Annotated in this window: 21 protein-coding genes; 12 read left to right on the forward strand and 9 right to left on the reverse strand. The window is 66.6% G+C overall.

Translation table 11 applies throughout. The features are described 5' to 3' along the window. The first annotated feature begins 16 nt into the window (after positions 1 to 16). From ACSQ3P_RS14965 to ACSQ3P_RS14980, 4 genes are read left to right on the forward strand one after another with little or no spacing between them, the layout of a single operon-like run. On the forward strand, positions 17 to 1,054 hold the full coding sequence (locus ACSQ3P_RS14965; protein ID WP_436166344.1) for an ABC transporter substrate-binding protein: 1,038 nt from the start codon (positions 17 to 19) through the stop codon (positions 1,052 to 1,054). Positions 1,055 to 1,056: 2 nt separating this feature from the next. Further along, on the forward strand, positions 1,057 to 2,187 hold the full coding sequence (locus ACSQ3P_RS14970; protein WP_436166345.1) for a M24 family metallopeptidase: 1,131 nt from the start codon (positions 1,057 to 1,059) through the stop codon (positions 2,185 to 2,187). A gap of 10 nt (positions 2,188 to 2,197) precedes the next feature. Continuing rightward, on the forward strand, positions 2,198 to 3,883 hold the full coding sequence (locus ACSQ3P_RS14975) for an ABC transporter permease subunit (RefSeq protein WP_436166346.1): 1,686 nt from the start codon (positions 2,198 to 2,200) through the stop codon (positions 3,881 to 3,883). Between the two features lies 1 nt (position 3,884). Then, on the forward strand, positions 3,885 to 4,883 hold the full coding sequence (locus ACSQ3P_RS14980) for an ABC transporter ATP-binding protein (protein ID WP_436166347.1): 999 nt from the start codon (positions 3,885 to 3,887) through the stop codon (positions 4,881 to 4,883). Positions 4,884 to 4,967: 84 nt separating this feature from the next. Here the strand turns inward: ACSQ3P_RS14980 and ACSQ3P_RS14985 are convergent, their stop codons facing one another. From ACSQ3P_RS14985 to ACSQ3P_RS14995, 3 genes are all read right to left on the reverse strand, one after another. Continuing rightward, on the reverse strand, positions 4,968 to 6,161 hold the full coding sequence (locus ACSQ3P_RS14985) for an ABC transporter substrate-binding protein (RefSeq protein ID WP_436166348.1): 1,194 nt from the start codon (positions 6,159 to 6,161) through the stop codon (positions 4,968 to 4,970). A gap of 84 nt (positions 6,162 to 6,245) precedes the next feature. After that, the gene (locus tag ACSQ3P_RS14990) at positions 6,246 to 7,286 is read right to left on the reverse strand and encodes an N-acetylglucosamine-6-phosphate deacetylase (protein WP_436166349.1); all 1,041 of its coding nucleotides are present in this window, start codon (positions 7,284 to 7,286) and stop codon (positions 6,246 to 6,248) included. Between the two features lie 9 nt (positions 7,287 to 7,295). After that, entirely contained in the window at positions 7,296 to 8,039 is a 744-nt protein-coding gene (locus tag ACSQ3P_RS14995) for a glucosamine-6-phosphate deaminase (RefSeq protein WP_436166350.1), read from the reverse strand. A gap of 117 nt (positions 8,040 to 8,156) precedes the next feature. On the opposite strand from ACSQ3P_RS14995, the gene ACSQ3P_RS15000 reads away from it, so the two are divergent. Next, entirely contained in the window at positions 8,157 to 9,341 is a 1,185-nt protein-coding gene (locus tag ACSQ3P_RS15000; RefSeq protein ID WP_436166351.1) for an ROK family protein, read from the forward strand. 16 nt (positions 9,342 to 9,357) lie between these two features. Here ACSQ3P_RS15000 and uxuA read toward each other — a convergent pair whose 3' ends face one another. Further along, positions 9,358 to 10,557: a mannonate dehydratase gene (gene uxuA / locus ACSQ3P_RS15005; protein WP_436166352.1), complete on the reverse strand. Its 1,200-nt coding sequence runs from the start codon at positions 10,555 to 10,557 to the stop codon at positions 9,358 to 9,360. Positions 10,558 to 10,612: 55 nt separating this feature from the next. Beyond that, positions 10,613 to 11,308, reverse strand: coding sequence for a GntR family transcriptional regulator (locus ACSQ3P_RS15010; RefSeq protein ID WP_436166353.1), 696 nt, complete (start codon positions 11,306 to 11,308; stop codon positions 10,613 to 10,615). A gap of 373 nt (positions 11,309 to 11,681) precedes the next feature. On the opposite strand from ACSQ3P_RS15010, the gene ACSQ3P_RS15015 reads away from it, so the two are divergent. The 6 genes from ACSQ3P_RS15015 (at position 11,682) to ACSQ3P_RS15040 (ending at position 17,829) form a co-directional block, all read left to right on the forward strand. Beyond that, positions 11,682 to 12,752, forward strand: a complete 1,071-nt coding sequence (locus ACSQ3P_RS15015; RefSeq protein ID WP_436166354.1) for an ABC transporter ATP-binding protein — start codon at positions 11,682 to 11,684, stop codon at positions 12,750 to 12,752. Next, positions 12,749 to 13,639 carry an ABC transporter permease gene (locus ACSQ3P_RS15020; protein ID WP_310146861.1) on the forward strand — a complete coding sequence of 297 codons (891 nt, stop codon included), beginning with the start codon at positions 12,749 to 12,751 and terminating at the stop codon, positions 13,637 to 13,639. Before ACSQ3P_RS15015 ends, ACSQ3P_RS15020 begins: the two co-directional genes overlap by 4 nt. A gap of 5 nt (positions 13,640 to 13,644) precedes the next feature. After that, complete coding sequence (locus tag ACSQ3P_RS15025) at positions 13,645 to 14,478, forward strand: ABC transporter permease (protein WP_310146863.1); 834 nt, start codon at positions 13,645 to 13,647, stop codon at positions 14,476 to 14,478. Between the two features lie 111 nt (positions 14,479 to 14,589). Continuing rightward, entirely contained in the window at positions 14,590 to 15,774 is a 1,185-nt protein-coding gene (locus tag ACSQ3P_RS15030) for an extracellular solute-binding protein (protein ID WP_436166355.1), read from the forward strand. Between the two features lies 1 nt (position 15,775). After that, positions 15,776 to 16,804 (forward strand): Gfo/Idh/MocA family protein, encoded by a 1,029-nt coding sequence (locus ACSQ3P_RS15035; protein WP_436166356.1) that lies wholly within the window; start codon positions 15,776 to 15,778, stop codon positions 16,802 to 16,804. Then, positions 16,801 to 17,829 (forward strand): Gfo/Idh/MocA family protein, encoded by a 1,029-nt coding sequence (locus tag ACSQ3P_RS15040; protein WP_436166357.1) that lies wholly within the window; start codon positions 16,801 to 16,803, stop codon positions 17,827 to 17,829. The genes ACSQ3P_RS15035 and ACSQ3P_RS15040 overlap by 4 nt, the downstream gene beginning before the upstream one ends. A gap of 26 nt (positions 17,830 to 17,855) precedes the next feature. Here ACSQ3P_RS15040 and ACSQ3P_RS15045 read toward each other — a convergent pair whose 3' ends face one another. Continuing rightward, positions 17,856 to 18,998, reverse strand: a complete 1,143-nt coding sequence (locus tag ACSQ3P_RS15045; RefSeq protein WP_436166358.1) for an AGE family epimerase/isomerase — start codon at positions 18,996 to 18,998, stop codon at positions 17,856 to 17,858. A gap of 196 nt (positions 18,999 to 19,194) precedes the next feature. On the opposite strand from ACSQ3P_RS15045, the gene ACSQ3P_RS15050 reads away from it, so the two are divergent. Continuing rightward, entirely contained in the window at positions 19,195 to 20,409 is a 1,215-nt protein-coding gene (locus tag ACSQ3P_RS15050) for an extracellular solute-binding protein (protein ID WP_436166359.1), read from the forward strand. Between the two features lie 189 nt (positions 20,410 to 20,598). Here ACSQ3P_RS15050 and ACSQ3P_RS15055 read toward each other — a convergent pair whose 3' ends face one another. The 3 genes from ACSQ3P_RS15055 to ACSQ3P_RS15065 are packed head-to-tail and all read right to left on the reverse strand — an operon-like array spanning position 20,599 to position 23,517. Then, positions 20,599 to 21,579, reverse strand: coding sequence for a peptide ABC transporter ATP-binding protein (locus ACSQ3P_RS15055; RefSeq protein WP_436166360.1), 981 nt, complete (start codon positions 21,577 to 21,579; stop codon positions 20,599 to 20,601). Continuing rightward, a complete protein-coding gene (locus ACSQ3P_RS15060) occupies positions 21,576 to 22,601 on the reverse strand; it encodes an ABC transporter ATP-binding protein (RefSeq protein ID WP_436166361.1) in 1,026 nt (341 codons plus the stop codon). Before ACSQ3P_RS15060 ends, ACSQ3P_RS15055 begins: the two co-directional genes overlap by 4 nt. Before the next feature lie 4 nt (positions 22,602 to 22,605). Further along, entirely contained in the window at positions 22,606 to 23,517 is a 912-nt protein-coding gene (locus tag ACSQ3P_RS15065) for an ABC transporter permease subunit (RefSeq protein ID WP_436166362.1), read from the reverse strand. Positions 23,518 to 23,525: the final 8 nt, after the last annotated feature.

Consider the following 23,525-nt stretch of genomic DNA (forward strand, 5'->3'; position numbering starts at 1 on the left):
TATGAGGAGAAGCGTGATGAAGAAGCTGCTCATCGCAGCGGCCGTGGCGGCCTTGCTCGCTCCGGTCGCGGCATCCGCCAAGGAGATGACCTTCGCCTCATGGGGCGGGGCCTATCAGGAGGCGATCCGCAAGGCCTGGATCACCCCGTTCTCGAAGGAGAGCGGCATCAAGGTCGAGGAGGACACCGGTCCCGATACCGCCAAGATCAAGGCGATGGTCGACACCAAATCGGTGACCTGGGACGTGGTGACGGGCGGCGGCGGCGGGCTGATGCGCGGCGTCAAGCTCGGCCTGTTCGAGAAGATCACACCCGACATGGTCAAGACCGACCATGTCCTGCCCGGCGCGCGCAATGACTACGCCATTCCCTCCGAGATCTTCTCGACCCTGATCGGCTATTCGACCAAGGCCTTCCCGGCCACGGGCGCGCAGCCCAAGAGCTTCGCCGACTTCTGGGACACCGCGAAGTTCCCGGGCAAGCGCACGCTGCCCGATGCGCCGGAGACGGTGGTCGAGGCGGCACTGCTCGCCGATGGCGTGCCGATGGCCGATGTCTACCAGACGCTTTCGAGCGAAGCCGGCCTCAAGCGTGCGCTCGACAAGGTCCGCGCCGTGAAGCCGCAGGTCGCGGTCTGGTGGTCGAGCGGGGCGCAGCCCGTCCAGGCGCTGGGCTCCGGCGACGTCGTCATGGCGCTCGGCTGGAATGGCCGCTTCCAGGCCGGTATCGACTCGAAGCTGCCGATCGCGATGGCCTGGGACCAGCAGATCCCGCAGGTCGGCTTCTTCATGATCCCCAAGGGCGCGCCCAACAAGGCCGAGGCCGTCGCCTTCCTGAACTACATGGTCAAGCCCGAGAACAACGCCCGGCTGAGCGAATACGTCGCCTATGGCCCGGTGACCGAGCAGGCCTGGGCTTCGATCGACGCAGCCCGCGCCGCCAACCTGCCTTCCACCCCCGAACGCCTCAAGAATGCGCTTTTCCTCGACATCGAATGGTGGGCCGAGAATGGCGCGAAGGTGACGGAAGCCTACAAGGCGATGCTCAAGGAATGACGATGGCGACCCCCAGCTACTGGTTCCCGCGCGAGGATTATCTCGCGCGGGTCGACAAGATCCGGGCCGAGCTCGTGCGCACAGGGCAGGATGCGTTCATCGCCTTCCTGCCGGAGACGGTGACCTATCTCACCGGCTTCTTCACGCGCGGCTATACGAGCTTCCAGTTCGCGATCATCCCGGCCGATGGCGAGCCGGTGCTGTTCTGCCGCGATGTCGAGGAATATTACCTCGACGCGACCTGCGTCTTCCCCAAGCGGGTGATGTGGACCGATTCCGACGATCGCCATGCGGTTGCGGCCCGCGCTATCGGCGAAGCCGTCGGCGTCAAGGCGCGGCTCGCCGTCGAGATGCAGGCCTGGCCGCTGAGCGTGTCGCGTTATGACGCCTTGCGCGCGGCCTTGCCGGAGGCGCAATGGAGCGACGCCTCGCGCTTCGCCACCGAAATGCGCTTCATCAAATCGCGCGCCGAGATCGCCTATCAGCGCTCCGCCGGCAAAGCTGCGGAAGCCGGCATGGCGGCCGGCATCGCCTCGGCCAAGGCCGGGGCGACCGAGCGTGAGATGGCGGCCGAGATCTGCGCCGCGATGATCCGCGCCGGCAGCGACCTGCCGGGGCCGGGCGTGCTCTCCTCGGGCGAGCGCGCCTATCACCTGCATGGCGGCTATTCCGATCGCGTGCTCGAGCGGGGTGATATCGTCCAGTTGGAGACGACACCCAATGTCCGGCACTACCACGCCCGCTTCATGCGGCCGATCAAGGTGGCGGAGGCGACCGATGCCGAGCACGCCATCGTCGAGCAGTTGATCGCCATCCAGGACGCGGCGATCGCTGCGGTGAGACCGGGCGTGGCGGCGACCGTGCCGGATGCGATCTATCGCGAGGGCGTGCTCGCGGCCGGCCTGCGCGAGACCTACACCAACAAGACCTTCTACTCGGTCGGGCTGATGCTGCAGCCCAATGGCGGGGAGCCGCTGGAAGCCGAGCCCAAGGCGAGCTGGTCCTTCGTGCCGGGCATGACCTTCCACACCTATGTGCTGGCGAAGGGGTTCGGCATGTCCGAGACCATCGCCGTGACGGATCATGGCTGCGAGCGACTGACGAACTTCCCGCGCCGCTTGTTCGTGTCGTGAGGCTGGCCGCGTGACCGTGATCGCCACCAGCGAAGGGCGCGGACGCAGCGCGGTCGGGCGGGGTTTCCCGGTCTGGCTCGGCCTCGCGCCCTTCGCGCTCGTGCTCGCCGTTCTGTTTGCCGCGCCGGTCCTGTCCCTGCTGCGGCTCGCCTTCGGCGAGGGCGCCTTCACGCTCGCGCAATTCCAGCGCTTGATCGACGTGCCGGTCTATCGCTCGGTGCTGGGCACGACCTTCGGCATTGCGGGCCTGGTCACCGGGCTCTCCGTTCTGGCGAGCTACCCGCTTGCCTATGTCATGGCGACGGTCGGGCCGCGCACGCGCAACCTGCTCTTGATCCTCGTCCTGTTGCCGTTCTGGACGAGCGCGCTGGTGCGTACCACCGCTTGGATCATCCTGCTGCAGAGCAATGGCGTGGTGAACCAGCTCCTGATGGCGGGCGGTTTGACCGCGTCGCCGATCGCCTTCGTCTATAATCTCTCGGGCGTGCTGATCGGCATGACGCATGTGCTGATGCCCTTCGTCGTGCTGCCGCTCTATGCCGCCTTCCGCAGCCTCGAACTCTCGACGGTCCAGGCGGCCGAGGGCCTGGGCGCCGGGCCGCTCACCATCTTCAGCCGCATCATCCTGCCGCTGACGGCGCCGGGCGTGGTTGCGGGCGCGATGATCGTCTTCATGAACGCGATCGGTTTCTATCTGACGCCGGCGCTGATGGGCGGGCCGGGGCAGACGATGATCGCCCAGATGATCGCCTCCAACATCAACAAGGAACTCGACTGGCCTTTCGCCGCGGCGCTGGCGAGCGTCCTGCTGGTTGCGACGGTCTCGCTGCTGGGGCTGTTCCAGCGCCGCTTCGGCCTCGATCGCCTGATCGAGGGCGGCGGCGGCAAGGCGGGCGAGCCCTTCACCGTGACCTCGCGCGGGCGTTCATGGGGCGGCTGGGCGACGGTCGCGGCGGCGGTGCTGGTCGCAGCCTTCCTGATCGCGCCGATCGTCATCGTCTTCCCGATGAGCCTGGGCTCCTCGCCCTTCCTGAGCTTCCCGCCCGACAGCTACAGCCTGGTCTGGTACGAGAACTTCTTCACCACCAGCAAATGGATGGCGGCGCTGACGCGCTCGCTGCAGATCGCGGCGCTGGTGGTGGTGATCTCGGTCGGGCTCGGTACGCTCGCCGCGCTCGGGGTCTCGCGGATGCGGCCGCGCTGGCGCGCCTTGGTCGAGACGCTGTTCATCCTGCCGATGATCGTGCCGGTGATCATCCTGGCGGTCGGGCTCTATTACCTGCTCGCGCCGACCGGCCTCGTCGGCTCGATCTGGGGCGTGACGCTCGGCCATGTCGTGCTGGCGACGCCCTATGTCTTCATCACCGTGCGGGCGGCATTGAAATCCTTCGACGGCAACCTCGAACTCGCCGCGCTGGGCCTGGGCGCCTCATGGCCGACGATGTTTCGCCGCGTCATGCTGCCGGGCATCGCGCCTGGCATCGCGGCCGGCGCCATCTTCGCCTTCATCACCTCCTTCGACGATGTCGTGATCGCGCTGTTCCTGACCAATATCCGCAGCCGGACCTTGCCGAAGCTGATGTATGAGGGCGTCGCGCACGAGATCGACCCGACCATCATCGCCGCCTCCTGCCTCATCGTCCTGGTCACGATCCTGGTCCTCGGCGCCAACCTCCTCGTCTCGAAGCGCACATGACATGACCATTCCCGCTCTCGGCAAGGCCGTCTCGATCCGCAGGCTCGACAAGCATTACGGCCGCACCAAAGCGCTGGACGGCGTCTCGCTGGAGATCGCGGCCGGCGAGTTCTGCACGCTGCTCGGCGCATCCGGCTCGGGCAAGACGACCCTGCTCAAGACCATCGCCGGCTTCGAGAGCTATGATGCCGGCGCGATCCTGGTCGGCGGCGACGATATCGGCCCCGTGCCGGTGTCGAAGCGCAATATCGGCATGGTCTTCCAAAATTACGCGCTGTTCCCGCATATGAGCGTGCGCCGCAACGTCGCCTTCGGCCTGGAGATGCGGCGCCTCGCGAAGCGGGAGGTCGAGGCCCGCGTCGAGGAGGCGCTGGCGCTGGTCGATCTCACGGGGCTGGCCGAACGGCAGCCGCGCCAGCTTTCGGGCGGGCAGCAGCAGCGTGTCGCGCTGGCGCGCGCGCTCGTCATCCGCCCCGACATCCTGCTGATGGACGAGCCGCTCGGCGCGCTCGACAAGAATCTGCGCCAGTCGATCCAGCTCGAACTCAAGCGGCTGCATGCGGCGGTCGGCGCGACTGTCGTCTATGTCACGCATGATCAGGAGGAGGCGCTCTTCCTTTCCGACAGGATCGCGCTGATGGACAAGGGCCGCATCGTGCAGACGGCGAGCCCGCAGGAGCTTTATGCGAAGCCGGCGAACCGTTTCGTCGCAAGCTTCCTCGGCGAGTGCAATTTCATCGCGATGGAGACGGGCGAGGTCGCGGTGAGGCCGGAGAAGACGCGCCTCGGCGAGCAGGCGAGGGTCTGCGACCGGACGATCCAGGCCGAGATCATGTCGGTGATCTTCATCGGCCGGGGCTACCGCATCCTGCTTGATGCCGGTGGGCGCGAGATCATGGCGCTGGCCGAGGGCAGCGACGAGATCGCCGCGCTGAGGCCCGGCCAGAGCGTGGCGGTCGGCTTCGACCAGAGCGATGTCATGCCGCTGGCCGCGGCCTGACGGGGCGGCTGTTTACGCTCGCACCCACGCCGCCAGCCCGATTGCCCGGGATGGCGGCGAGGGTTTGAGTGAAGACGGAAAGCTCTATCGTGCGCGTTTCGCGCCGACCAGCTCGTCCCATTTGCGGAAGGCCACGACCATCTTCTCGGGCTTCAGCGGCAGCTCGATCGGATTATTGGCGATGAGGTCGGCATATTCCGGCCGGCCGAATTCGGCGATGACCTTCTGGCTGCTTTCCGGGGCGAGCGAGAGCGGCACGTTCTTCACCGCCGGGCCCGGATAGAGATAGCCCTCGTCATAGGCATAGGCCTGCGCCTTGGGCGTGAGCACATAGGCCATCATGTCGAGCACCACGGCGAGGCGGTCGTTGGGGACGCCCTTGGGCACGCACATGAAGAAGGCGTCCGAGACCCAGTGGAAGCCTTTCAGCGTCTGGATCTTCGCCTCTTTCGGGACGATGCCGAGCGCGCGCGGATTGATGTCCCAGCCGGTGGTCGAGATGATGATATCACGCGAGCCGTCGCCGAACTCCTTCATCGTCGCGCCGGTGCCGGTCGGGTAGTATTCGACGTATTGGCCGAGTTCCTGGAGATAGGCCCAGGTCTTGTCCCAGCCGCCGACCGGGTCCTGCGGGTCCTTGTCGCCGAGGATATAGGGCAGGCCCATCATGAAGGTGCGGCCCGGTCCCGAATTGGTCGGGCGGGCATACATGAAGCGGCCCGGATTGGCCTTGGCCCAGGCGAGCAGCTCTTCGGCCGTCGTCGGCACGGCCTTCACCCGCTCGGGGGCGTATTCGAGCAGCGGGCCTGACGGGTAGTAATTGACCACGACGCCGAAGCCGTCGCCCTGGACCTTGTGCAGGTTGAGCGCCGCCGGCTCGTAGTTCTCTTCGATCTTTGGGAACTTGTCGGCGAAATCGGGCAGGATTTTCAGCCAGAGCTTCTGGTCGAGCCCGGCCGCCAGGCCGTCGCTGCCGGTGAGGACGAGGTCAAGGTCGGCGCGGCCGGCATCCTGCTGCGCCTTGATCTTGCTGGCGAGCTCAGGTGCGGGCGCCTTCACGAAGGCGATGCGCGAGACCAGCTTGGGGTTGGCCGTGCGGTAATCCTCGAAGGCTTTCTGCATCAGGGCGAGCGCACCGCCGACATCGATGATGCTGATCGTGACCGGCGCGCTCGGCAGCGCCGGCGACGCCGCGAAAGCGCCCGGCGCACCCGCTGCGATTGCGCCCAGGCCGCCCAGCACGGTGCGGCGATTGATGCTCGTAAGATCCTGTTTCATCCGGTCTCTCCCCTGTTGTTGTGACTGGCTAGTTCCAACGCGTTTTCTTCACGCGAACCGGTATCCACTTCGCTCGAAAACGCTCTAATGCACCGTCTCGATCGTGCCGAAACGGCGTTCGATTCTGTCGATCCGCACGCGCCGGACCTTGAGATCGTCGGACCATTCGACCTCGCTGTCCGCGAGCGCGATGCCGTGAGCGGCCAAGGCCGGCGCAAGCACGGCGAGCGGGTGGCGCGAGGCCATCGCGATCGCTTCATCCGGGATTGCGAGCCCCCAGGCGACGACGTTGCGGATTGCCGCATCGAGGCACAGCGCCGAGCCCGCGAGCAGGGCGGTGCCAGTCTGCCGGACCGAGCCGTCGGCGAGGCGCTCGACGCTCATGCCGGCGAAATCGTAGCGGCCCGGTTTGGCTGCCGCGCCGACCACCGCGTCGGTAACGAGGATCGAGCGCGCAAATCCCTTGGCCCGGATCAGCGATTGCAGGGCCTTGGGATGGATGTGGATGCCGTCGGCGATGAAGCTCGCCCACATCCGGTCCTCGGCGAGCTGGGCGAAGATCGGGTTGGCGAGCTTGTGGGCGGTCTGCGGCATGCCGTTTCCGAGATGGGTCGAGAGCGTCGCGCCGGCTTCGGCCGCCGCCGCGACCTGATCGAAATCGGCGGCGGTGTGGCCGAGCGCGACGATGCGTCCTTGCCGGGCCATGGCCTGAATCAGCGCTGCGGCGCCCGCGATTTCCGGCGCGACCGTCACCATCAGGATCGGCCGCTTGAGCCCCTTCTGCAGGCGCTCGACGAGTCCGGAATCGGCTGCCGTCATCGCATCGGGCGGGTGGCAGCCGGCATAGCCGGCGGCGGGATTCAGGAAGGGGCCTTCGAGATGGTAGCCGGGGCACATCGCCGGCCCCAGCCGGCTGGCGGCGATTGCGGCGTCGAGCGCCTTGAAGCGCGCTTCCAATTCATCGGGATGGGCGGTGATGATCGTCGGCAGGCAGGTCGTGACGCCGGTTGCGAGCATCGCTTCCAGCGCCTGGTCCAATTCGGCGGCGGTGATCGCGCCGGAGTTGAAGTCGACGCCGGCGAAGCCGTTGACCTGGAGATCGACGAGACCGGCCGAGATCCGCATCGCGCCGCCTCAGGCCTTGGCCAGCAGCGACGCCGCCGGCGGGTCGAGGAACAGCACGGTGTTGGGGTGGGTCTGCAGGATCGAGGCCGGGTGCAGCGGGCTTACCGGGCCTTCGACGGCGTCGCGGGTCGCCTTGGCCTTGCGCTCGTCGGGCACGGACAGGACGATCAGCTTGCTCGTCATGATCTGCCGCACGCTCATCGAGATCGCGCGCTGCGGCACGGCCTCAAAGCTCTCGAACCAGCCTTCGCCGAATTGCTGGCGGCGGCAGGCTTCGTCCAGCGTCACCACGATATAGGGCTCGGTCGTCTCGAAATCGGCCGGCGGATCGTTGAAGGCGAGGTGGCAATTCTCGCCGATGCCGGCGAAGCAGACATCGATGCGGCGGCCGGCGATCAGCGCGTTCAGCCGCTGCGTCTCGGCCTGCGGGTCGTTTTCGCCATCGACGGGGATGAATGTGACCGCTCCGCCCAGGGGCGCAACGAAACGCTCACGCAGATAGCGCCGGAAGCTCGCCGGATGGGCCTCGCTCAGGCCGACATATTCGTCGAGATGGAATGCCGTGACCTTCGACCAGTCGATGCCCTCGGCCGCAACGAGATGCTGCAGCACCTCGAACTGGCTCGCGCCGGTGGCGACGATGATCGTTGCCTCGCCATGGCGCGCCAGCGCCTCGCGGATCGCATCCGCGCCGAGCGCGGCAGCCTGGGCGCCAAGGGTCGCCTTGTCGGGAACGATGCGGATATCGAGCATGGTATTTTTGAACCGTTTGTGCTTGTTTTTGTTTGAAAACCTGTCGTTCGAGTTTAGAAAAGCGCGCGATAAAGGCAACCGATATTTTTGAACGATATGGTTCTAAAAGGAAGTGTGATGGCGCTTGCGAGCCTCGACGAGAGCGTCTTCTCCAATGCCCATGAGCGCGACCGCGCCCGAATCTACGGGCTGGTCGCAACGGGGCTGGCCCAGTCGCGCGCCGAGGCCGGGCGGCTTTCGGGTTTGCGCTCCACCACCGTCTCGCGTGTCGTCGCCGATCTGGCGGCGCGCCGCCTCGTGGTCGAAAGCATTGGGGAAACAGCGGGGCGAGGCCGGCCGGCGGGCGTGCTGATCGCCAATGCGCGGCGCATCGGCGGCAGCGTGATCCATGTCGTCAGCCAGTCGTTGATGGGTGCCTTGGTCGACCTCAACGGCCAGATCATCGCCGAGCGCGGGGTCGCGATCTCGCCCGAGGCCGATAATGAGGCGATGTCGCGCGCGATGTGCGGCCTGGCGGCTGAGCTGAAGGAGGCGACGCCGCTCGGCATGGCCCATGCCGGCACGGTGGTTTCGCTATCGGGCCTGCTCGATCTGCGGGAGAAGCGCTGGCTGATGGCGTCGCGCTGGCCGCGTATGCGCAATCTCGACATCCAGGCCCTGCTCGATCCCGTCGCCGGCCCGGTCGAGATCTGCCGCAATCTCGACGCGGAATTGCGGGCCCGCGTCGCGCGCGATCCCGGGCGCTTCTCGGGCGGTACGCTGCTGCTGCATTGGGGCTGGGGCATCGGCCTCGCCCATGCGGTCGATGGCGAGCCCCTGGCGCCGGCCGGCGGCCCGTTCGGCGAGATCGGCCATTGGCGTTTCTCGGTGCTCGGCGAGCGGCGCTGCGGTTGCGGCAATACGGCTTGCCTGGAGACCGGCGCGGCGCTGTGGGCGCTGCTGCCGATCCTGCGCAGCCATTGGCCCGAGCTTGACGAGGATGAGGCTGACCTTGGCGAGCAGTTCTCCAGCCGTGACCCGTTGAACGTGCCCGAGATCGACGCGGCCGCGCGCATCCTGGCGCGGGCGCTGGCCAATGCCTGCCGCCTGCTCTTTCCTCAGCGCATCATCGTCAGCGGCCCGCTGGTCGCCAATGCCCGGCTCTGGGCACATTTCGATGCGCTGTTCCGGGCCGAGGGCGCGATGGAAGGGCTCGCCGTGCCGCAACTGACCAGCGTGCGCGCGAGTCAGGATCACGAGATCCAGGGCGCGGCGGCGCCGTTGCTCCGCCGCGCCACCGAGGCGCTCCTGAAAGGGCCGTGACAAGGCCGCTCCAAGCTCAGGACAGCGGCCAGCCCTTGGGCGAGGATACGGCCCGCATCACGCCGCGCAACTCCGCCAGACCTTTCAGCCTGCCGATGATCGGGTAGCCGGGATGAGTCGGCCTGCCGATGTCGTCGAGCAATTCATGGCCATGGTCGGGCCGCATCGGGATACGCCAGTTTTCGTCGCCCGCGAGGCGGCGGCGTTCCTGCTCCTCCAGCAGCACCGAGACCAGCGCGACCATGTCGGTGTCGCCGTCGAGATGGTCGGCTTCCATGAAGGAGCCGTCCGGCTCCTTGGCGACATTGCGCAGATGGGCGAAATGGATGCGGCTGGCGAAGCGCTTGGCGATGGCGGGTACGTCGTTGTGCGGGCCGGCGCCGAGCGAGCCCGAGCACAGGGTCAGCCCGTTGGCGATGCTGTCCACTGCGCCGAGCACGAAGGCGATGTCGTCGCCGCCCGAGACGATGCGCGGCAGGCCCATCAGCGAGCGCGGCGGATCGTCGGGATGGATGGCGAAGCGCATGCCGAGCTCTTCGGAGGTCGGGATGATCTCGCGCAGGAAGCGCGCCAGGTTCTCGCGCAGGATCGCCGGCGTGATGCCGCGATAGCGGTCCAGCATGCGCCGGAGGCCGGGAATGTCGTAGCGATCGAAGGCGCCGGGTAGCCCGGCCATGATCGTCGCCAGCAGCTGCGCCTTGGTGCTTTCGGAGGCGGTCTTGGCCCAGTGCCGCGCGGCTTCCAGAGTGGCGGGGGTGAATTCGGCTTCCGCGCCCGGCCGCTCCAGCATGTAGCAGTCGAAGGCGGCGAATTCGATGATGCCGAAGCGCAAGGCGCGGCCGCCGCCGGGCAGGGGATGGGCGAGCTCGGTGCGCGTCCAGTCCAGCACCGGCATGAAGTTGTAGCAGATCGTCTTGACGCCGCAGGCCGCGAGGTTGCGCATCGAGGCGCGATAATTCTCGAAGAGCGGGGCGAGGTCGCCTTCGTTCAGCTTGATCCGCTCATGGATTGGCAGGCTCTCGACCACGCTCCAGCGCAGGCCGAGCGACGGGTCGGCGGCGATCAGCGCCTTGCGCTCCTCGATCGCGGCAATGCTCCAGACCTCGCCATAGGGGATGTCGTGCAGGGAGGTGACGATCCCGCGCGCGCCCGTCTGCCTGATCTGCGACAGCCCGACCGCGTCCTTCGGGCCGAACCAGCGCCAAGTTTCTTCCATAACGTCTCTCCCTGCGGGCGCTTGCTGCGCTGCCAGTGTCTTGCAATGTCTCGTCTCAGTCCCGTGGCGGGCCGAGTCTGCTCTTGTCGAAGGCGTCGACATGCGCTTGTGCGATCGCCTCGATCGCGTCGAAAACGGTGCGCAGATGGGCGCGCATCGCAGCTTCCGCGCCGCTCGCATCGCCGCGGCCGACGCAAGCGGCGATCTCCTGGTGTTCCCTGAGGATCATGTCCGACCAGGACGGCGTCTCCAGCGAGAGGCAGCGCACCCGGTCGAGCTGCGCCTTGACCGCTTCGATCATGCTCCAGACCGAAGGGTAGCCGGCAAGGCGCGACAATTCGGCATGGAAGCTCTCATCCAGGCGAAAGAAGCTCTTGCGGTCGCCTGCCGCCATGGCCTGGCCCTGCTGCGCGACGAGAGCGTCGAGCCGCGCCTTGCCGGCGGCGTCGATGCGCTCGGCCGCCAGGACGACGGTGCGGCATTCCAGCGTTTCGCGCACGAACTGGCTGTCATGGACGGCTGCAAGGTCGATCGGCGCGACGAAGGTGCCGGCTTGCGGCCGCACGAGGAGGAAGCCCTCATCGACCAATCGCTTGAAGGCTTCTCGCACCGGCGTGCGGCTGACCCCGAACTGCGCCGCCATGCGCGCCTCCGACATCGCCTTGCCCGGCAAGATCGCGGCGTCGAGGATATTGGCCCGAAGCGCACGGTAAATCTGATCGGCGCTTTGTCCCGCCGTGGAGAAGGTCATTGCATTCTCACTCGCTAGTATACTAGCATACCAATGCCGCGATCAGAGCGTCAACCGTCCTCGGGCGGAAGGCGTCACGGAGTTGCAAAGGGGAGACCCGGCGCGATCTCCGAAGGAAACAACACAGCGGTGGACATTGTCGGGGAAGAGGCCATGGCACGGGACAGGACCAGCGCGGACGCATCTCGCCTCGAGTGCGCTCTCCCAGCAGCGCTTGCCGTCTCGCCTCTCAGCGCATGATCTTGCCCGTGTTTTCGCTCGGCCCCATTCTCTTGGTCGACGCCTTGCCCTTGTTCAACGCTTGGCCCTTGTTCAACGCTTCGCTCCCGCCTGCTCCAGGCGGCCTGCGCCTGCCCTCAATCCCGTGGCTTCCATGACAATACACGCAGCGAATTTCCACGAGCTCAGGCTCGATCGACTCAGTCGCGATTTCGGCACGCACAACGCGCTGAAGGACGTCTCCCTGACGATCAAGAAGGGCGAGTTCATCGCGCTTCTCGGCCCGTCGGGCTGCGGCAAGTCGACGACGCTGAACCTGATCGCCGGCCTCCTGCCCGCCACGGGCGGCGGCATCTGGCTCGACGACAAGCGCATCGACCCGCTGCGGCCCGAAGAGCGCGGCTTCGGCATGGTGTTCCAGAACTACGCGCTGTTTCCGCATATGAATGTCCGCCGCAATATCGGCTTCGGGCTCAAGATGCGCGGCCTGCCCAAGGCCGAGATCGACAAGCGCGTCGACGAGGCGGCTGCGCTGGTGCGCCTGCAAAGCCAGGTCGACAAGCTCCCCGGCCAGCTTTCAGGCGGCCAGCAGCAGCGCGTTGCGATCGCCCGCGCCATCGTGGTCGAGCCGCCGCTGGTGCTGATGGACGAGCCCTTGTCCAATCTCGACGCCAAGCTGCGCCTCGAGATGCGTGCCGAAATCCGCCGCATCCACAACACGCTGGGCGCGACCACGATCTACGTCACGCATGACCAGGAGGAGGCCCTGTCGCTCGCCGATCGCATCGTGGTGATGCGCGACGGCGAGGTCCGCCAGGTCGGGGTGCCGGAGGATCTGTTCTCGCGGCCCGATCATCTCGACGTCGCCGAGTTCATGGGTTTCCGCAACGTCGTGGCCGGGCGCGTCACCTCCGTCGATGGCGGCGTCGCGCAAGTCGCGGTCGGCTCTGCCAGCGTGACCGGGCGCGTGCGCGGCGCCGTCACTGCGGGTGCGGCCTGCCATGTCGCGATCCGGCCGGAAGACCTGAATCCGAGCACCGAAGGCGGGCTCAAGGCGACGATCATCTCGACCGAATTCCGCGGCCGCGAATTCGTCGGCTTCGCGCGCATGGAGGACGGCACCGACCTGTCCTTCCTGGCTCACACCAAGCTGGAACCCGGCACGAATGTCACGCTGGGAGCCGATCCCGAGCGCGTGCTCGTCTTCGGCGGGGGGGCGGCATGAGCGCTGTTCCCGACACGATCCCGCTGAAGCAGCGGCTTGCGGCTCGCGGCGTCGATGGTTTGACCCTGCTGGTCCTGCCGGCGGTGCTGTTCCTGCTGGCGCTGTTCGTCTACCCGTTCCTTTACGGGTTGGTGTTGTCCTTCAATCCCAAGAGCGGCGGCGCGCTGGCGAACTACATCAAGTTCTTCTCCGACTCGTTCCTGTACGGCACGATTGCGACGACGCTCTGGCTCGCTCTGCCGGTGACGTTCCTGACCTTGCTTTTTGCGGTTCCGATCGCCTTCCGCGTCAGGCTGCTGCAGCATCAGCGCCTGCTGACGACGCTATTGGTGATCCCGATCACGCTCGGCACCGTGCTGGTCGCGCAGGGGCTGCTGAACTATCTCGGCCCACAGGGCTGGTTCAACCGGACCCTGCTGACTCTCGGCCTGATCTCGACCCCGATCAAGCTCCTGCACAATTACTGGGGCGTCGTGATCTCGCTGGTGATCACCGGCTTCCCCTTCACCTTCCTGCTGACGCTGTCCTATCTCTCGGGCATCGATCCGGCGCTGGAGCGAGCGGCGGCGACGCTGGGGGCGGGCCCCTGGCAGCGCTTCAAGACGATCATGTTCCCGCTGCTGCTGCCGGGGCTGGCGATCACCTTCTGCCTCAGCTTCGTGCAGGCCTTCTCGGTGTTTCCCTCGGCCGTGCTGCTGGGCGCGCCGGCGGGGCCGACGCGGGTGATCTCGATTGCGGCCTATCAGGCCGCCTTCGAGGAGTATGATTATTCGATGGCCTCGGCGGTGGCGATGATCATGGGCGTGGTTCAGCTCGGGATCGTCGTTCTGGTCCTGAGCGCACGTGGCCTGCTTTATCGCGGCCCGGCCGGCGGCGGGAAGGGCTGACGATCATGGTTGCAGATACCCGCCTCTCGACGAAGCTCTGGGCCGCCGCCAACTGGGCTGTCATCGGCTTCTTCCTGCTCAACCTGCTGGCGATGATCGCCACCGTGGTGACGAGCTCCTTCGCCACGCGCTGGCTCGGCACCTGGTTCCCGGCCGGCTGGACCATACGCTGGTACTCGGCCGCCTGGGCTGAATTCCAGCTCGACGAGGTGCTGAGCGTCACCTTCCAGATCGTGTTCCTGGTGGTCCTCCTGTCGGGATTGATCGGCGTGCCCGCTGCCTATGCGCTGGCGCGGCGCGAATTCCCCGGAAAGCGGCTCGTCATGCTGCTGTTCCTGCTGCCGCTCCTGGTGCCGCCGATCACTTTCGGCATTCCGCTGGCGACGGTGCTCTACCGGCTCGGCCTCGCCGGGCAGATGTCGGGCGTCGTGCTCGCCAATCTGGTGCCGACCGTGCCCTTCGTCATCCTGGTGATGATCCCCTTCATCGAGCAGATCGACACCAAGATCGAGGCGGCGGCGCGCGTCTTCGGCGCCAACACCTTCAAGCTCTTCGTGCATGTGCTCCTGCCCTTGCTGATGCCGGGCATTCTCGCCTCGCTCCTGCTCGTGCTGGTGCGCACCATCGCGATGTTCGAATTGACCTTCCTCACCGCGGGGCCGACCAGCCAGACCCTGGTGGTGGCGCTCTACTACGCCGTCTTCGCGGCCGGCGTGCGCGCCGTGCAATCGATCGACGCGATGGCGGTGGTCTACATGGTCACGACGTTGATCTGGCTCGTGATCGCACTGCGCTTCGTCAACCCGACGCAGATCGTCGGGCGGGGAGGGCGGCGCTGACGTGATCTAGCGCAGCCGGCTTAAAGCCGGCTGCGGAGGGATGAATTCAAGGCCCCGGCGCGCCCTGTCAAAAGGGGGCGGATAGAGGGTCGAACCTTCAGGGAGAGAGCCATGACAGATTCGACATATCCGACACGCAGACGCGTCGTGGCCGGCGCGGCGGGACTTGCCGCGCTGGCAACGACGGGGGCCCGCGCCCAGGCCGCGCCGGTGGCGCTCAACATCATCGATGTCGCGGGCAATCTGCAATTGACGCAGGCCGCGATCGAGCGCTTCGGCAAAGACAATCCCAAGCTGATCTCGCGATTGAATTTTTCGCGAGCGCCCTCGCCGGAACTGCCGGCGAAGCTCAAGGCGCAGCAGGAGGCCAACCGCGTCGATATCGACCTCGTCCTGACCGGGCCGGGCGCGATGTCGGACGGCATCCAGCAGGGCCTGTGGGTCGATGTCTGGAAATCGCATACGGCGAAACTGCCCAAGGCCGAGGAGGTCTATCACGAGCAGGCGCTGATGATGCAGCGCAATTTCGGCCAGAACGAAGGCGTCGCCGTCGTCTATTCGCCGTCGGGCCCGCTCTTCGAATATGCGCCCGAACGCCTCAAGGTCGTGCCCAAGACGGCCGAGGAGTTCCTGACTTACGTCAAGCAGAACCCGAAGCGCTTCACCTATGCCCGGCCGGTCAATTCCGGCCCCGGCTGGACCTTCCTGCAGGGCCTGCCTTACATCCTCGGTGATGCCGATCCGTCCGACCCGATGAAGGGCTGGGACAAGAGCTGGGCCTATCTCAAGGAGCTCGGTACCGGCATCGACTACTATCCCGGCGGCACCACGCCGACGATGAAGGAACTCGGCGAGGGTACGCGCGACGTCATCGTCTCGACGCTGGGCTGGGACATCAATCCGCGCGCGCTCGGCATCGTGCCGAAGGAGGCCAAGGTCTTCGTGCTCGCCAACACGCACTGGATTCCCGACACCCAGTTCATGTGCATCCCCAAGGGCGTGCCGGCCGACAAGATCGCCGTGCTGCTGGCGCTGATGTCGCATATGCTGAAGCCCGAGGCGCAGGCCGCGACCTATGACAAGGGCTATTTCTACCCGGGGCCGGCGGTGAAGGGCGTGACGCTCGCCATGGCGCCGCAGGAAAGCCGCGACGTCCTCAATGAATATGGCCGCCCGGAATATGACGATCTCATCGCCAAGCTGCCGACCAGGCCGCCCTTGACGCCGGAGCGTCTCGTCGCCGCCTTCCGGCGCTGGGACCAGGAGATCGGCGTCGGGCACGGAGCACCGAAATAGGATGCGCTTCGCCGCCACAGGGCTGGACCACCGCCATATCTTCCACATGGTGGGCGGACTCATCGAGGCTGGCGCGCAATGCGTCGGCTTCGATCCGCGGACCAGCGACGAGCGCGTGCTGTCAGGCTTCCGCGAGCGCTTTCCCGCTCTCGCGCCGCGCAGCACGGACGAACTGCTCGACGACCCCTCGATCGAGCTGATCGTCTGCGCCGGCATTCCCGATGAGCGCGCCGCGCTCGCGATCCGTGCGATGCGGGCGGGCAAGGATGTCATGGTCGACAAGCCCGGCGTCACCACGCCGGCGCAACTGGCCGAAGTCGAGGCGGTTGTGGCGGAGACCGGGCGCATCTTCTCGGTCTGCTTCTCCGAGCGCTTCATCGTTCCCGCGACCATCATCGCCGGCAAATTGGTCGCGGACGGAGCGATCGGGCGCGTCGTGCAGACGATCGGGCTCGGCCCGCATCGGCTCAATCGCGCGATCCGGCCCGGCTGGTTCTTCGACAAGGCCAGGTTCGGCGGCATCCTGACCGATATCGCCTCGCATCAGATCGACCAGTTCCTGCACTTCACCGGTTCGCGCGAGGCCGAGATCGTGGCCTCCGCCACCGGCCATTTCGGCGCGAACGATCTGCCCGATTTCGAGGATTTCGGCGAAATCCTGCTGCGCAGCCCGCAGGCCGGCGGCTACATCCGCGTCGACTGGTTCACCGCCGATGGCCTGCCGACCTGGGGAGACGGACGGCTCACCATCCTGGGGACCGAGGGCACGATCGAGCTGCGCAAGTATGTCGATGTCGCAGGCCGACCGGGGACCGACCATGTCTTCCTCGTCGACAAGGTCGGCACGCGCCATATCGACGCCTCGCAGGAGCCATTGACCTACTTCCGCAATCTCGTCGCCGATATCGGCGCGCGGACGGAGACGGCCATGGCGCAGGCCCATGTCTTCACGGTCTGCCGGCTGGCGCTGGAGGCGCAGGCCAAGGCTGTTGGGTTGCAGGGGAAAACGCCAAGGAGTCTGGTTGCGTGACGGGCAAGATCGGCATCGCCATCATCGGGCTTGGACCGGCTTCGCTGCCGCATTCCAAGAGCCTGCTCGATCTCGCGGATCGCAGCCAGGTGCGCTGGGCGGTCAGCCGCTCGCAGGCGCGCGCTGAGGCCTTTGCCGGGCAGTTTCCCTTCCCGGTGACGACCGATCTCGACGCCGTGCTGGCGGACCCCGCCGTCGATGCAGCGATTGTTCTGACGCCGCCGAGCAGCCATCTCGATGCGTCGGCACGCTGCTTTGAGGCCGGCAAGCATGTCCTGGTCGAGAAGCCGCTGGAACTGACGAGCGCGCGCGGCGCCCGCCTCGTCGCGGCTGCGCGAAAGGCCGGCAAGGTCTTCGGCGTCGTGCTGCAGCATCGCTTCAGGCCGGCGAGCCTTCGCCTCAAGGCGGCGCTGGACGACGGCGAGCTCGGCAGCATCGAGGCCGCCTTCCTGCGGGTGCCGTGGTGGCGGCCGCAATCCTATTACGACGAGCCGGGGCGCGGCACGCTGGCGCGGGATGGCGGCGGCGTCTTGCTGACGCAGGCGATCCATTCGCTCGACCTGTTCCGTTCGCTGGTCGGCGTTTCCAAGGTCGTGGCGGCGCAGGCCCGCATCACGGCGTTGCACCGCATGGAGACGGAGGACTACGTCTCGGCCCTGCTCGAAACCGGCAGCGGTGCGCCCGCGACATTGGTCGCAACCACGGCCGCCTATCCCGGCCATCCCGAGCGCATCGAGATCATCGGCAGCAAGGGATTTGCCGCATTGGTCGGCGGCCGGCTGGAATTGTCGTTCCTCGACGGCCGCTCCGAGATCGTCGAGGCGGAGGGTTCGACCGGCAGCGGCGCCAACATCATGGATTTCCCGCATGACGCCCATCGCGCCGTGATCGCGGATTTCCTGGATGCGATCAGGCAGGGCCGCGATCCGGTCGTGACCGGTGAGGAGGCGCTGGCCTCTCAGCTTCTCGTCGACGATATCCTCGCGGCGGCAGGCTGGAAGGCTGGCGAGGGAGCCGCGCCATGAGGCCAGGCTCGCGCCGCTCAAGCGTTCTACGGCAGGCGGGTCTCCGGCCGCAGCCGCACGATCTCGGCGCAGGCGAGCAGCAGATGGTAGAGCACGCGCACCGGAACGGGCTCGATGATGGCCTGCCCGGCGCTGTCGATCTGGTTGATCCAAAGCCCGGTCTTGCGATCGACGAAGCGGTCGAACATCAGGCGCAGATGGCCGTCGAGCCGAGTGGTGGCGATCTCGTCGCCCTCGAACTCGATCCGTGCGACAAGCGCCTTGAGATATTCGGTCTGGGGCCAGAGCAGCGCCGCGCCGTTCAGAACCGCTCCGTTGGGGTCGATCTCGTTGATGACGGGATGCGTCTTGCCTTGATCGCGGTGCCGCTCGGCGAAGCCATAGAGCCGGCGTGCGTCGATGCGGGCGCTGGCGGAATGCGTCAGCCGCTCATGGTGATAGAGCAGCCAGGTCCACTCGTAATGGTGGCCAGGCTCGCGGACGAGGCCGCGCGGTTCCGGCCAGGCGCTCCAATCCTCGCCGAAGAACTCCCCGAGCGAATCCGTCGCCTCATCGAGCATGCGCCTGCGCATCAGCGCGACGATGGTGTCCGCGCGGGCGAGCCAGCGCCTGTCGCCGCTGGCCTCGGCCAGAGCGTGGCAGGCTTCGAGCAGGTGCATATGCGGGTTCTGCCGGCGCGGCAGGGTGCCCAGTGTGTCCTCCCTGAAGCCGCCGTCGGGATGGGCGAGCTGCGTCTCGATGAAGCCCATCACCTCTTCGGCCCGCGCCAAGGCCAAGCCATCACCGCTCGCCCTGGCGAACCAGCCGAGCGAGAACAGCACGAAAGCGAGGTCGTAGAAATCCGACCTGGTATCGACGACCTCTCCGCTCGCCCTGCAGCGATAGCAGAAGCGGCCATCGGGGCGCCGGCAGGTCTCCCAGAGGAAGGTCATGCCGTGGCGTGCGGCGTCCAGCGCACCGGGCACGCCGAGCAGATGCGCGTGGCTGAAGACATAGGTCAGGCGCGCCGTCACCAGCGTGCTGCGGATGTCGCTGCCGGAGGCCGCGCCGCCGGGCTCGAGCATCTCGACGAAGCCCGGCCGCGTGGGGTCGTAGACGCGCGCGAGCCAGCCCGGCAGCAGCGTTTCCCTCAGCCAGCCGGAAAGCGTGTCGGCGGTGTCGGCAAGCATGGCGTCGTCCTTTGCAGGCCCCGGCGGCGGGAGATCCCGAAGGCGATGTATCGGGACGCCGCGACTTTCGACAAGTGCGCGGTGCGGCCGCGCGCCATCTCATTTCCGCATCCGCCTCGGCGCTGCGGCCAAGGACGTCAGGCCTGACTCGACGGAGTTTCAGCCTGATGAAGCAACCAAGCAAGGGAGATAAATGATGACAGACGATCAGAGGACAAGAAAGCCGGGCGCTTCGCGCCGGCAATTCGTCGAAGGTGGCGCAGCCGTGCTGGCGACCCTGCCGGCGCTGGGTGCGACGGGCGCCTTCGCGCAGGCGCTGGCGCTGCCAAAATCGCCGGTCGCGATCAGCGTGATCGATGTCGGCGGTGCGCTCGCTTTGCTGCAGAAGCCGCTCGAGAATTATCGCGACGCCAAGAAGAACCTGGTCTCGCGCATGACCTTCACCAAGGCGCCGGCGCCGGAGCTGCCAGGCAAGATCAAGGCGATGCAGGAGGCCGGCCGGGTCGATATCGACCTCATCATCGGCGGCCTGGATGCGCTCTCCGCCGGTATCGAGCAGAATCTCTGGGAACCGCTCCTGCCGGCTCACGCCGCATCGCTGCCCGATCCGACCAAGATCCTGCTGAAGGCCGCGCTCGACATGCACAATCTCGGCGGTGGCCAGGGCATGTGCGTGGTCTATTATCCCTCCGGACCGCTGCTCGAATACATGCCGGCCAAGGTCAAGACGCCGCCGACCACGGCCGAGGAACTGCTGACCTGGACCAAGCAGAACCCCAACCGCTTCCTCTATGCTCGGCCGGCCAATTCCGGCCCGGGCCGCACCTTCATCATGGGGTTGCCTTATCTGCTCGGTGACAAGGATCCCAAGGACCCGGTCAATGGCTGGGACAAGACCTGGGCCTATCTCAAGGAGCTCGGACAGAACGTCGAATACTACCCGACGGGCACTGGCGCGACGATGAAGGAGCTCGGCGACGGCTCGCGCGACATGATCGTCTCGACCACCGGCTGGGACATCAATCCGCGTGCGCTCGGCATCGTGCCGAAGGAAGCCAAGATCCAGACGCTGAAGGGTTTCCACTGGGTCTCCGACGCCCAGTACATGTTCGTGCCCAAGGGTGTCTCCAAAGAGAAGCTCGCCGTCATCCTCGACCTGATCAGCCACACGATGACGCCGGCGCAGCAAGCCTTCACCTATGACGAGGGCTATTTCTATCCGGGTCCGGCGGTGAAGGACGTGCCGCTCTCGATGGCGCCCGAAAGCAGCCAGAAGGCGATCGCTGAATATGGCCGGCCCGAATATGCCGACCTGATCGCCAATAATCCGATCGAGACGCCGCTGACGCCCGACAAGATGGTCGTGGCCTTCCGCCGTTGGGACGAAGAAGTCGGCACCAAGCGGAAATAACTCTTCCGCCGACTAGAGCATTTCCGCGTTTCTCCGAATCGCGGAAATGCTCTAGCTCCTTGTTTTATCGCATTTTCTTCACGCGAGCCGGTGTCCACTTCGCTCGAAAATGCTCTAGCTCTGGCCTGAAACGAAAAGGCGGCGCGGTTCATCCGCGCCGCCTTTTTCGTATGGGCTCGGTCTCTCGGTTCAGGCGGCTTGCGCGAGGAACCGTTCGGCGTAGTGGCAGGCGACCAGGCGTTGGTCGAGCTCCCGGGCTGGCGGGCGCTCGCTGCGGCAGAGATCCGTCACATGCGGGCAGCGGGTCGAGAAGACGCAGCCCTTGGGCGGGTTTAGCGGCGAGGGCAATTCGCCCTTCAGCACGATGCGCTCGCGCTTTTCCGTGGTGACGCGCGGCGTCGAGGCGAGCAGAGCCTGGGTATAGGGGTGCAGCGGGCGAGCGAAGATCGCCTGCTTGGGGCCATGTTCGATGGCATGGCCGAGATACATCACCATCACGTCATGGGCGATGTGCCGGACGACGCCGAGATCATGCGAGATGAAGAGATAGGCCAGCCCGAACTCGTCCTGGATATCGGCGAGCAGGTTCAGCACCTGGGCCTGGATCGAGACGTCGAGCGCCGAGACCGGCTCGTCGGCGACCAGCAGTTTCGGCGACAGGATTAGCGAGCGGGCGATCGCGATGCGCTGGCGCTGGCCGCCCGAGAACATATGCGGGTAGCGGCTGTAATGCTCGGGGCGCAAGCCGACCTTGGCCATGATGGCGCGCGCCTTCTCGGTGCGCTCGGCCTTGCTCAGCTTGGTGTTGATCAGCAGCGGCTCTTCGAGGATCGCGCCGATGCGCTTGCGCGGATTGAGCGAGCCGTAAGGGTTCTGGAAGACCATCTGCACCGTGCGGCGCAGCCTCGTCTTCTCCGAGGAAGGCGGGTGGATCGCGTCGAGGCCGTCGAGCGTCAGCGTGCCCGATGTCGGGGTCTCGATCAGGGTGGCCATCCGGGCGAGCGTCGATTTCCCGCAGCCGGATTCACCGACGACGGCGAGTGTCTTGCCGGGTTCGACCGTGAAGGAGACGCGGCTGACGGCCTGCAGGCTCGCCGGCGCGCGGAACAGGCCGCGCTTGACGGGGTAGGTTTGCGTCAGTTCGCGCGCATCGATGACCGGTGTTGTCACGGCGTCGTCTCCGGGGCCGCGAGCTGATTGCCGCCGGCCGCGCGCAGCGCGTCGCGCTGCGGATCGCCGAGCGGGTAATGGCAGCGGATCTGCCCGTCCTGCCAGGGCCGCAGCTCCGGCTGGACCAGGCGGGAATGGTCGGTGGCATAGGCGCAGCGCGGGCTGAACAGGCAGCCCTTGGGCCGGTCATGCAGGCCCGGCACCATGCCGGGAATGGTGGCGAGCCGATGCTCGCCTTCGCTGCGCTCGGGCAGGGCGGCCAGGAGCGCTGCGGAATAGGGGTGCTGCGGGGCAGCGAAGAGCGAGGCGACGTTGCGCTCCTCCATGATCTGGCCGGCATACATCACCATGATGCGCTGCGCCGTCTCGGCGACCACGCCCATATTATGGGTGATCAGGACCAGCGCCATGTCGCGCTCGCGCTGCAGCGAGATCAGGAGATCGAGGATCTGCGCCTGAATGGTGACGTCGAGCGCGGTGGTCGGCTCGTCGGCGATCAGCAGGCGCGGATTGCAGGCGATCGCCATCGCGATCATCACGCGCTGGTTCATGCCGCCCGACAATTGGTGCGGATAGGCCTTCATCCGGCTCTCGGGAGCGGGAATGCCGACCTGCTCGAGCAGTTCGATCGCGCGCCGGCGCGCCGCCTTGCCGTCCATGCCCTCATGCTTCCTGAGCGTCTCGGCGATCTGGAAGCCGATGGTGAAGCAGGGATTGAGGCTGGTGCTCGGCTCCTGGAAGATCATCGCGACATCCTTGCCGGTGAGCTTGCGGCGCTCCCGGTCGGACATGGCGAGCAGGTCGCGTCCACCGAACATCAGGCGGTCGGCGGTGATCTTGCCGGGATAGGCGACGAGGCCCATCAGCGCGAGCATGGTGACGCTCTTGCCGGAGCCGGATTCGCCGACAACGCCGAGGATCTCACCCTCGTCGAGCGTCAGGCTGATGCGGTCGACGGCCTTCAGCGTGCCGGCGGAGGTCGGGAATTCGACGCACAGATTCTCGATTTCGAGCAGCGGCATGGTTCTAGCGTTTCAGTTTGGGGTCGAGGGCGTCGCGCAAGCCGTCCCCGAGCAGGTTGAAAGCGAGCACGGTGATCAGGATCGCCAAGCCCGGCAGCGTCACCACCCACCAGGCGCGCAGCACGAACTCACGCGCATCGGCCAGCATCGTGCCCCATTCAGGCGTTGGCGGTTGCGCGCCCAGGCCGAGGAAGCCCAGCGCTGCGGCGTCCAGGATCGCTGTGGAGACGCCGAGCGTCGCCTGCACGATCAAGGGGGCGGTGCAGTTGGGCAGCACTTCGCTGAACATCAATCGCAGGGTGCCCGCGCCGCTGACCTTGGCGGCGACGACATAGTCCTTCGAGGTCTCGGCGATGACGGCGGCGCGTGTGATCCGGACATAGTGCGGCAGAACCACGATCGCGACGGCCAGCATCGCGTTCATCAAGCCGGGCCCCAGGATCGCGACGATGACGATGGCGAGCAGCAGGCTCGGCATCGTCAGCACGATGTCCATCAAACGCATGATGACGATTTCGGTGATGCCCTTGAAGAAGCCCGCGACCAGGCCGAGCACGATGCCCAGCACCATGGCGAGCGCCACCACGGCGATGCCGATGACCAGCGAGAGGCGCGCGCCATAGAGCAGGCGCGAGAGGATATCGCGGCCAATCGCGTCGGTGCCGAGCGGATAGCTCCACGAGCCGCCTTCCTGCCAGGCCGGCGGCTTCAGGAAGACGGCGTTGTTGGTCAGATAGGGCGAGTGCGGCGCCAGCACCTCGGCGAAGACGGCCGCCAGCAGCACGAGGACGATGACGATGAGGCCGGCAACCGCGCCGCGATTGGCGCTGAAATAGCTCCAGAACTCGCGCAGGGGATGCGGCGGGGCGCCAGCCGGGACGGTCGCGCTCGGAGCTTCCAAGGTTTCAGCGGTCATGGTTCAGC

It is taken from the genome of Allobosea sp. LjRoot9, from assembly GCF_964252745.1.
In the GTDB taxonomy this organism is placed as follows: domain Bacteria; phylum Pseudomonadota; class Alphaproteobacteria; order Rhizobiales; family Beijerinckiaceae; genus Allobosea.

Excerpts from the sequence above, each read along its gene's own strand:
- ACSQ3P_RS14985 (WP_436166348.1), bottom strand. The coding sequence starts at position 6,161 with ATGAAACAGGATCTTACGAGCATCAATCGCCGCACCGTGCTGGGCGGC.
- ACSQ3P_RS15030 (WP_436166355.1), top strand. The coding sequence starts at position 14,590 with ATGACAGATTCGACATATCCGACACGCAGACGCGTCGTGGCCGGCGCG.
- ACSQ3P_RS15060 (WP_436166361.1), bottom strand. The coding sequence starts at position 22,601 with ATGCCGCTGCTCGAAATCGAGAATCTGTGCGTCGAATTCCCGACCTCC.
- ACSQ3P_RS15000 (WP_436166351.1), top strand. The coding sequence starts at position 8,157 with ATGGCGCTTGCGAGCCTCGACGAGAGCGTCTTCTCCAATGCCCATGAG.
- uxuA (WP_436166352.1), bottom strand. The coding sequence starts at position 10,557 with ATGGAAGAAACTTGGCGCTGGTTCGGCCCGAAGGACGCGGTCGGGCTG.
- ACSQ3P_RS15045 (WP_436166358.1), bottom strand. The coding sequence starts at position 18,998 with ATGCTTGCCGACACCGCCGACACGCTTTCCGGCTGGCTGAGGGAAACG.
- ACSQ3P_RS14980 (WP_436166347.1), top strand. The coding sequence starts at position 3,885 with ATGACCATTCCCGCTCTCGGCAAGGCCGTCTCGATCCGCAGGCTCGAC.
- ACSQ3P_RS14990 (WP_436166349.1), bottom strand. The coding sequence starts at position 7,286 with ATGCGGATCTCGGCCGGTCTCGTCGATCTCCAGGTCAACGGCTTCGCC.
- ACSQ3P_RS15025 (WP_310146863.1), top strand. The coding sequence starts at position 13,645 with ATGGTTGCAGATACCCGCCTCTCGACGAAGCTCTGGGCCGCCGCCAAC.
- ACSQ3P_RS15010 (WP_436166353.1), bottom strand. The coding sequence starts at position 11,308 with ATGACCTTCTCCACGGCGGGACAAAGCGCCGATCAGATTTACCGTGCG.
- ACSQ3P_RS14970 (WP_436166345.1), top strand. The coding sequence starts at position 1,057 with ATGGCGACCCCCAGCTACTGGTTCCCGCGCGAGGATTATCTCGCGCGG.
- ACSQ3P_RS15050 (WP_436166359.1), top strand. The coding sequence starts at position 19,195 with ATGACAGACGATCAGAGGACAAGAAAGCCGGGCGCTTCGCGCCGGCAA.
- ACSQ3P_RS15065 (WP_436166362.1), bottom strand. The coding sequence starts at position 23,517 with ATGACCGCTGAAACCTTGGAAGCTCCGAGCGCGACCGTCCCGGCTGGC.
- ACSQ3P_RS15035 (WP_436166356.1), top strand. The coding sequence starts at position 15,776 with ATGCGCTTCGCCGCCACAGGGCTGGACCACCGCCATATCTTCCACATG.
- ACSQ3P_RS15015 (WP_436166354.1), top strand. The coding sequence starts at position 11,682 with ATGACAATACACGCAGCGAATTTCCACGAGCTCAGGCTCGATCGACTC.
- ACSQ3P_RS15020 (WP_310146861.1), top strand. The coding sequence starts at position 12,749 with ATGAGCGCTGTTCCCGACACGATCCCGCTGAAGCAGCGGCTTGCGGCT.
- ACSQ3P_RS14995 (WP_436166350.1), bottom strand. The coding sequence starts at position 8,039 with ATGCTCGATATCCGCATCGTTCCCGACAAGGCGACCCTTGGCGCCCAG.
- ACSQ3P_RS14965 (WP_436166344.1), top strand. The coding sequence starts at position 17 with ATGAAGAAGCTGCTCATCGCAGCGGCCGTGGCGGCCTTGCTCGCTCCG.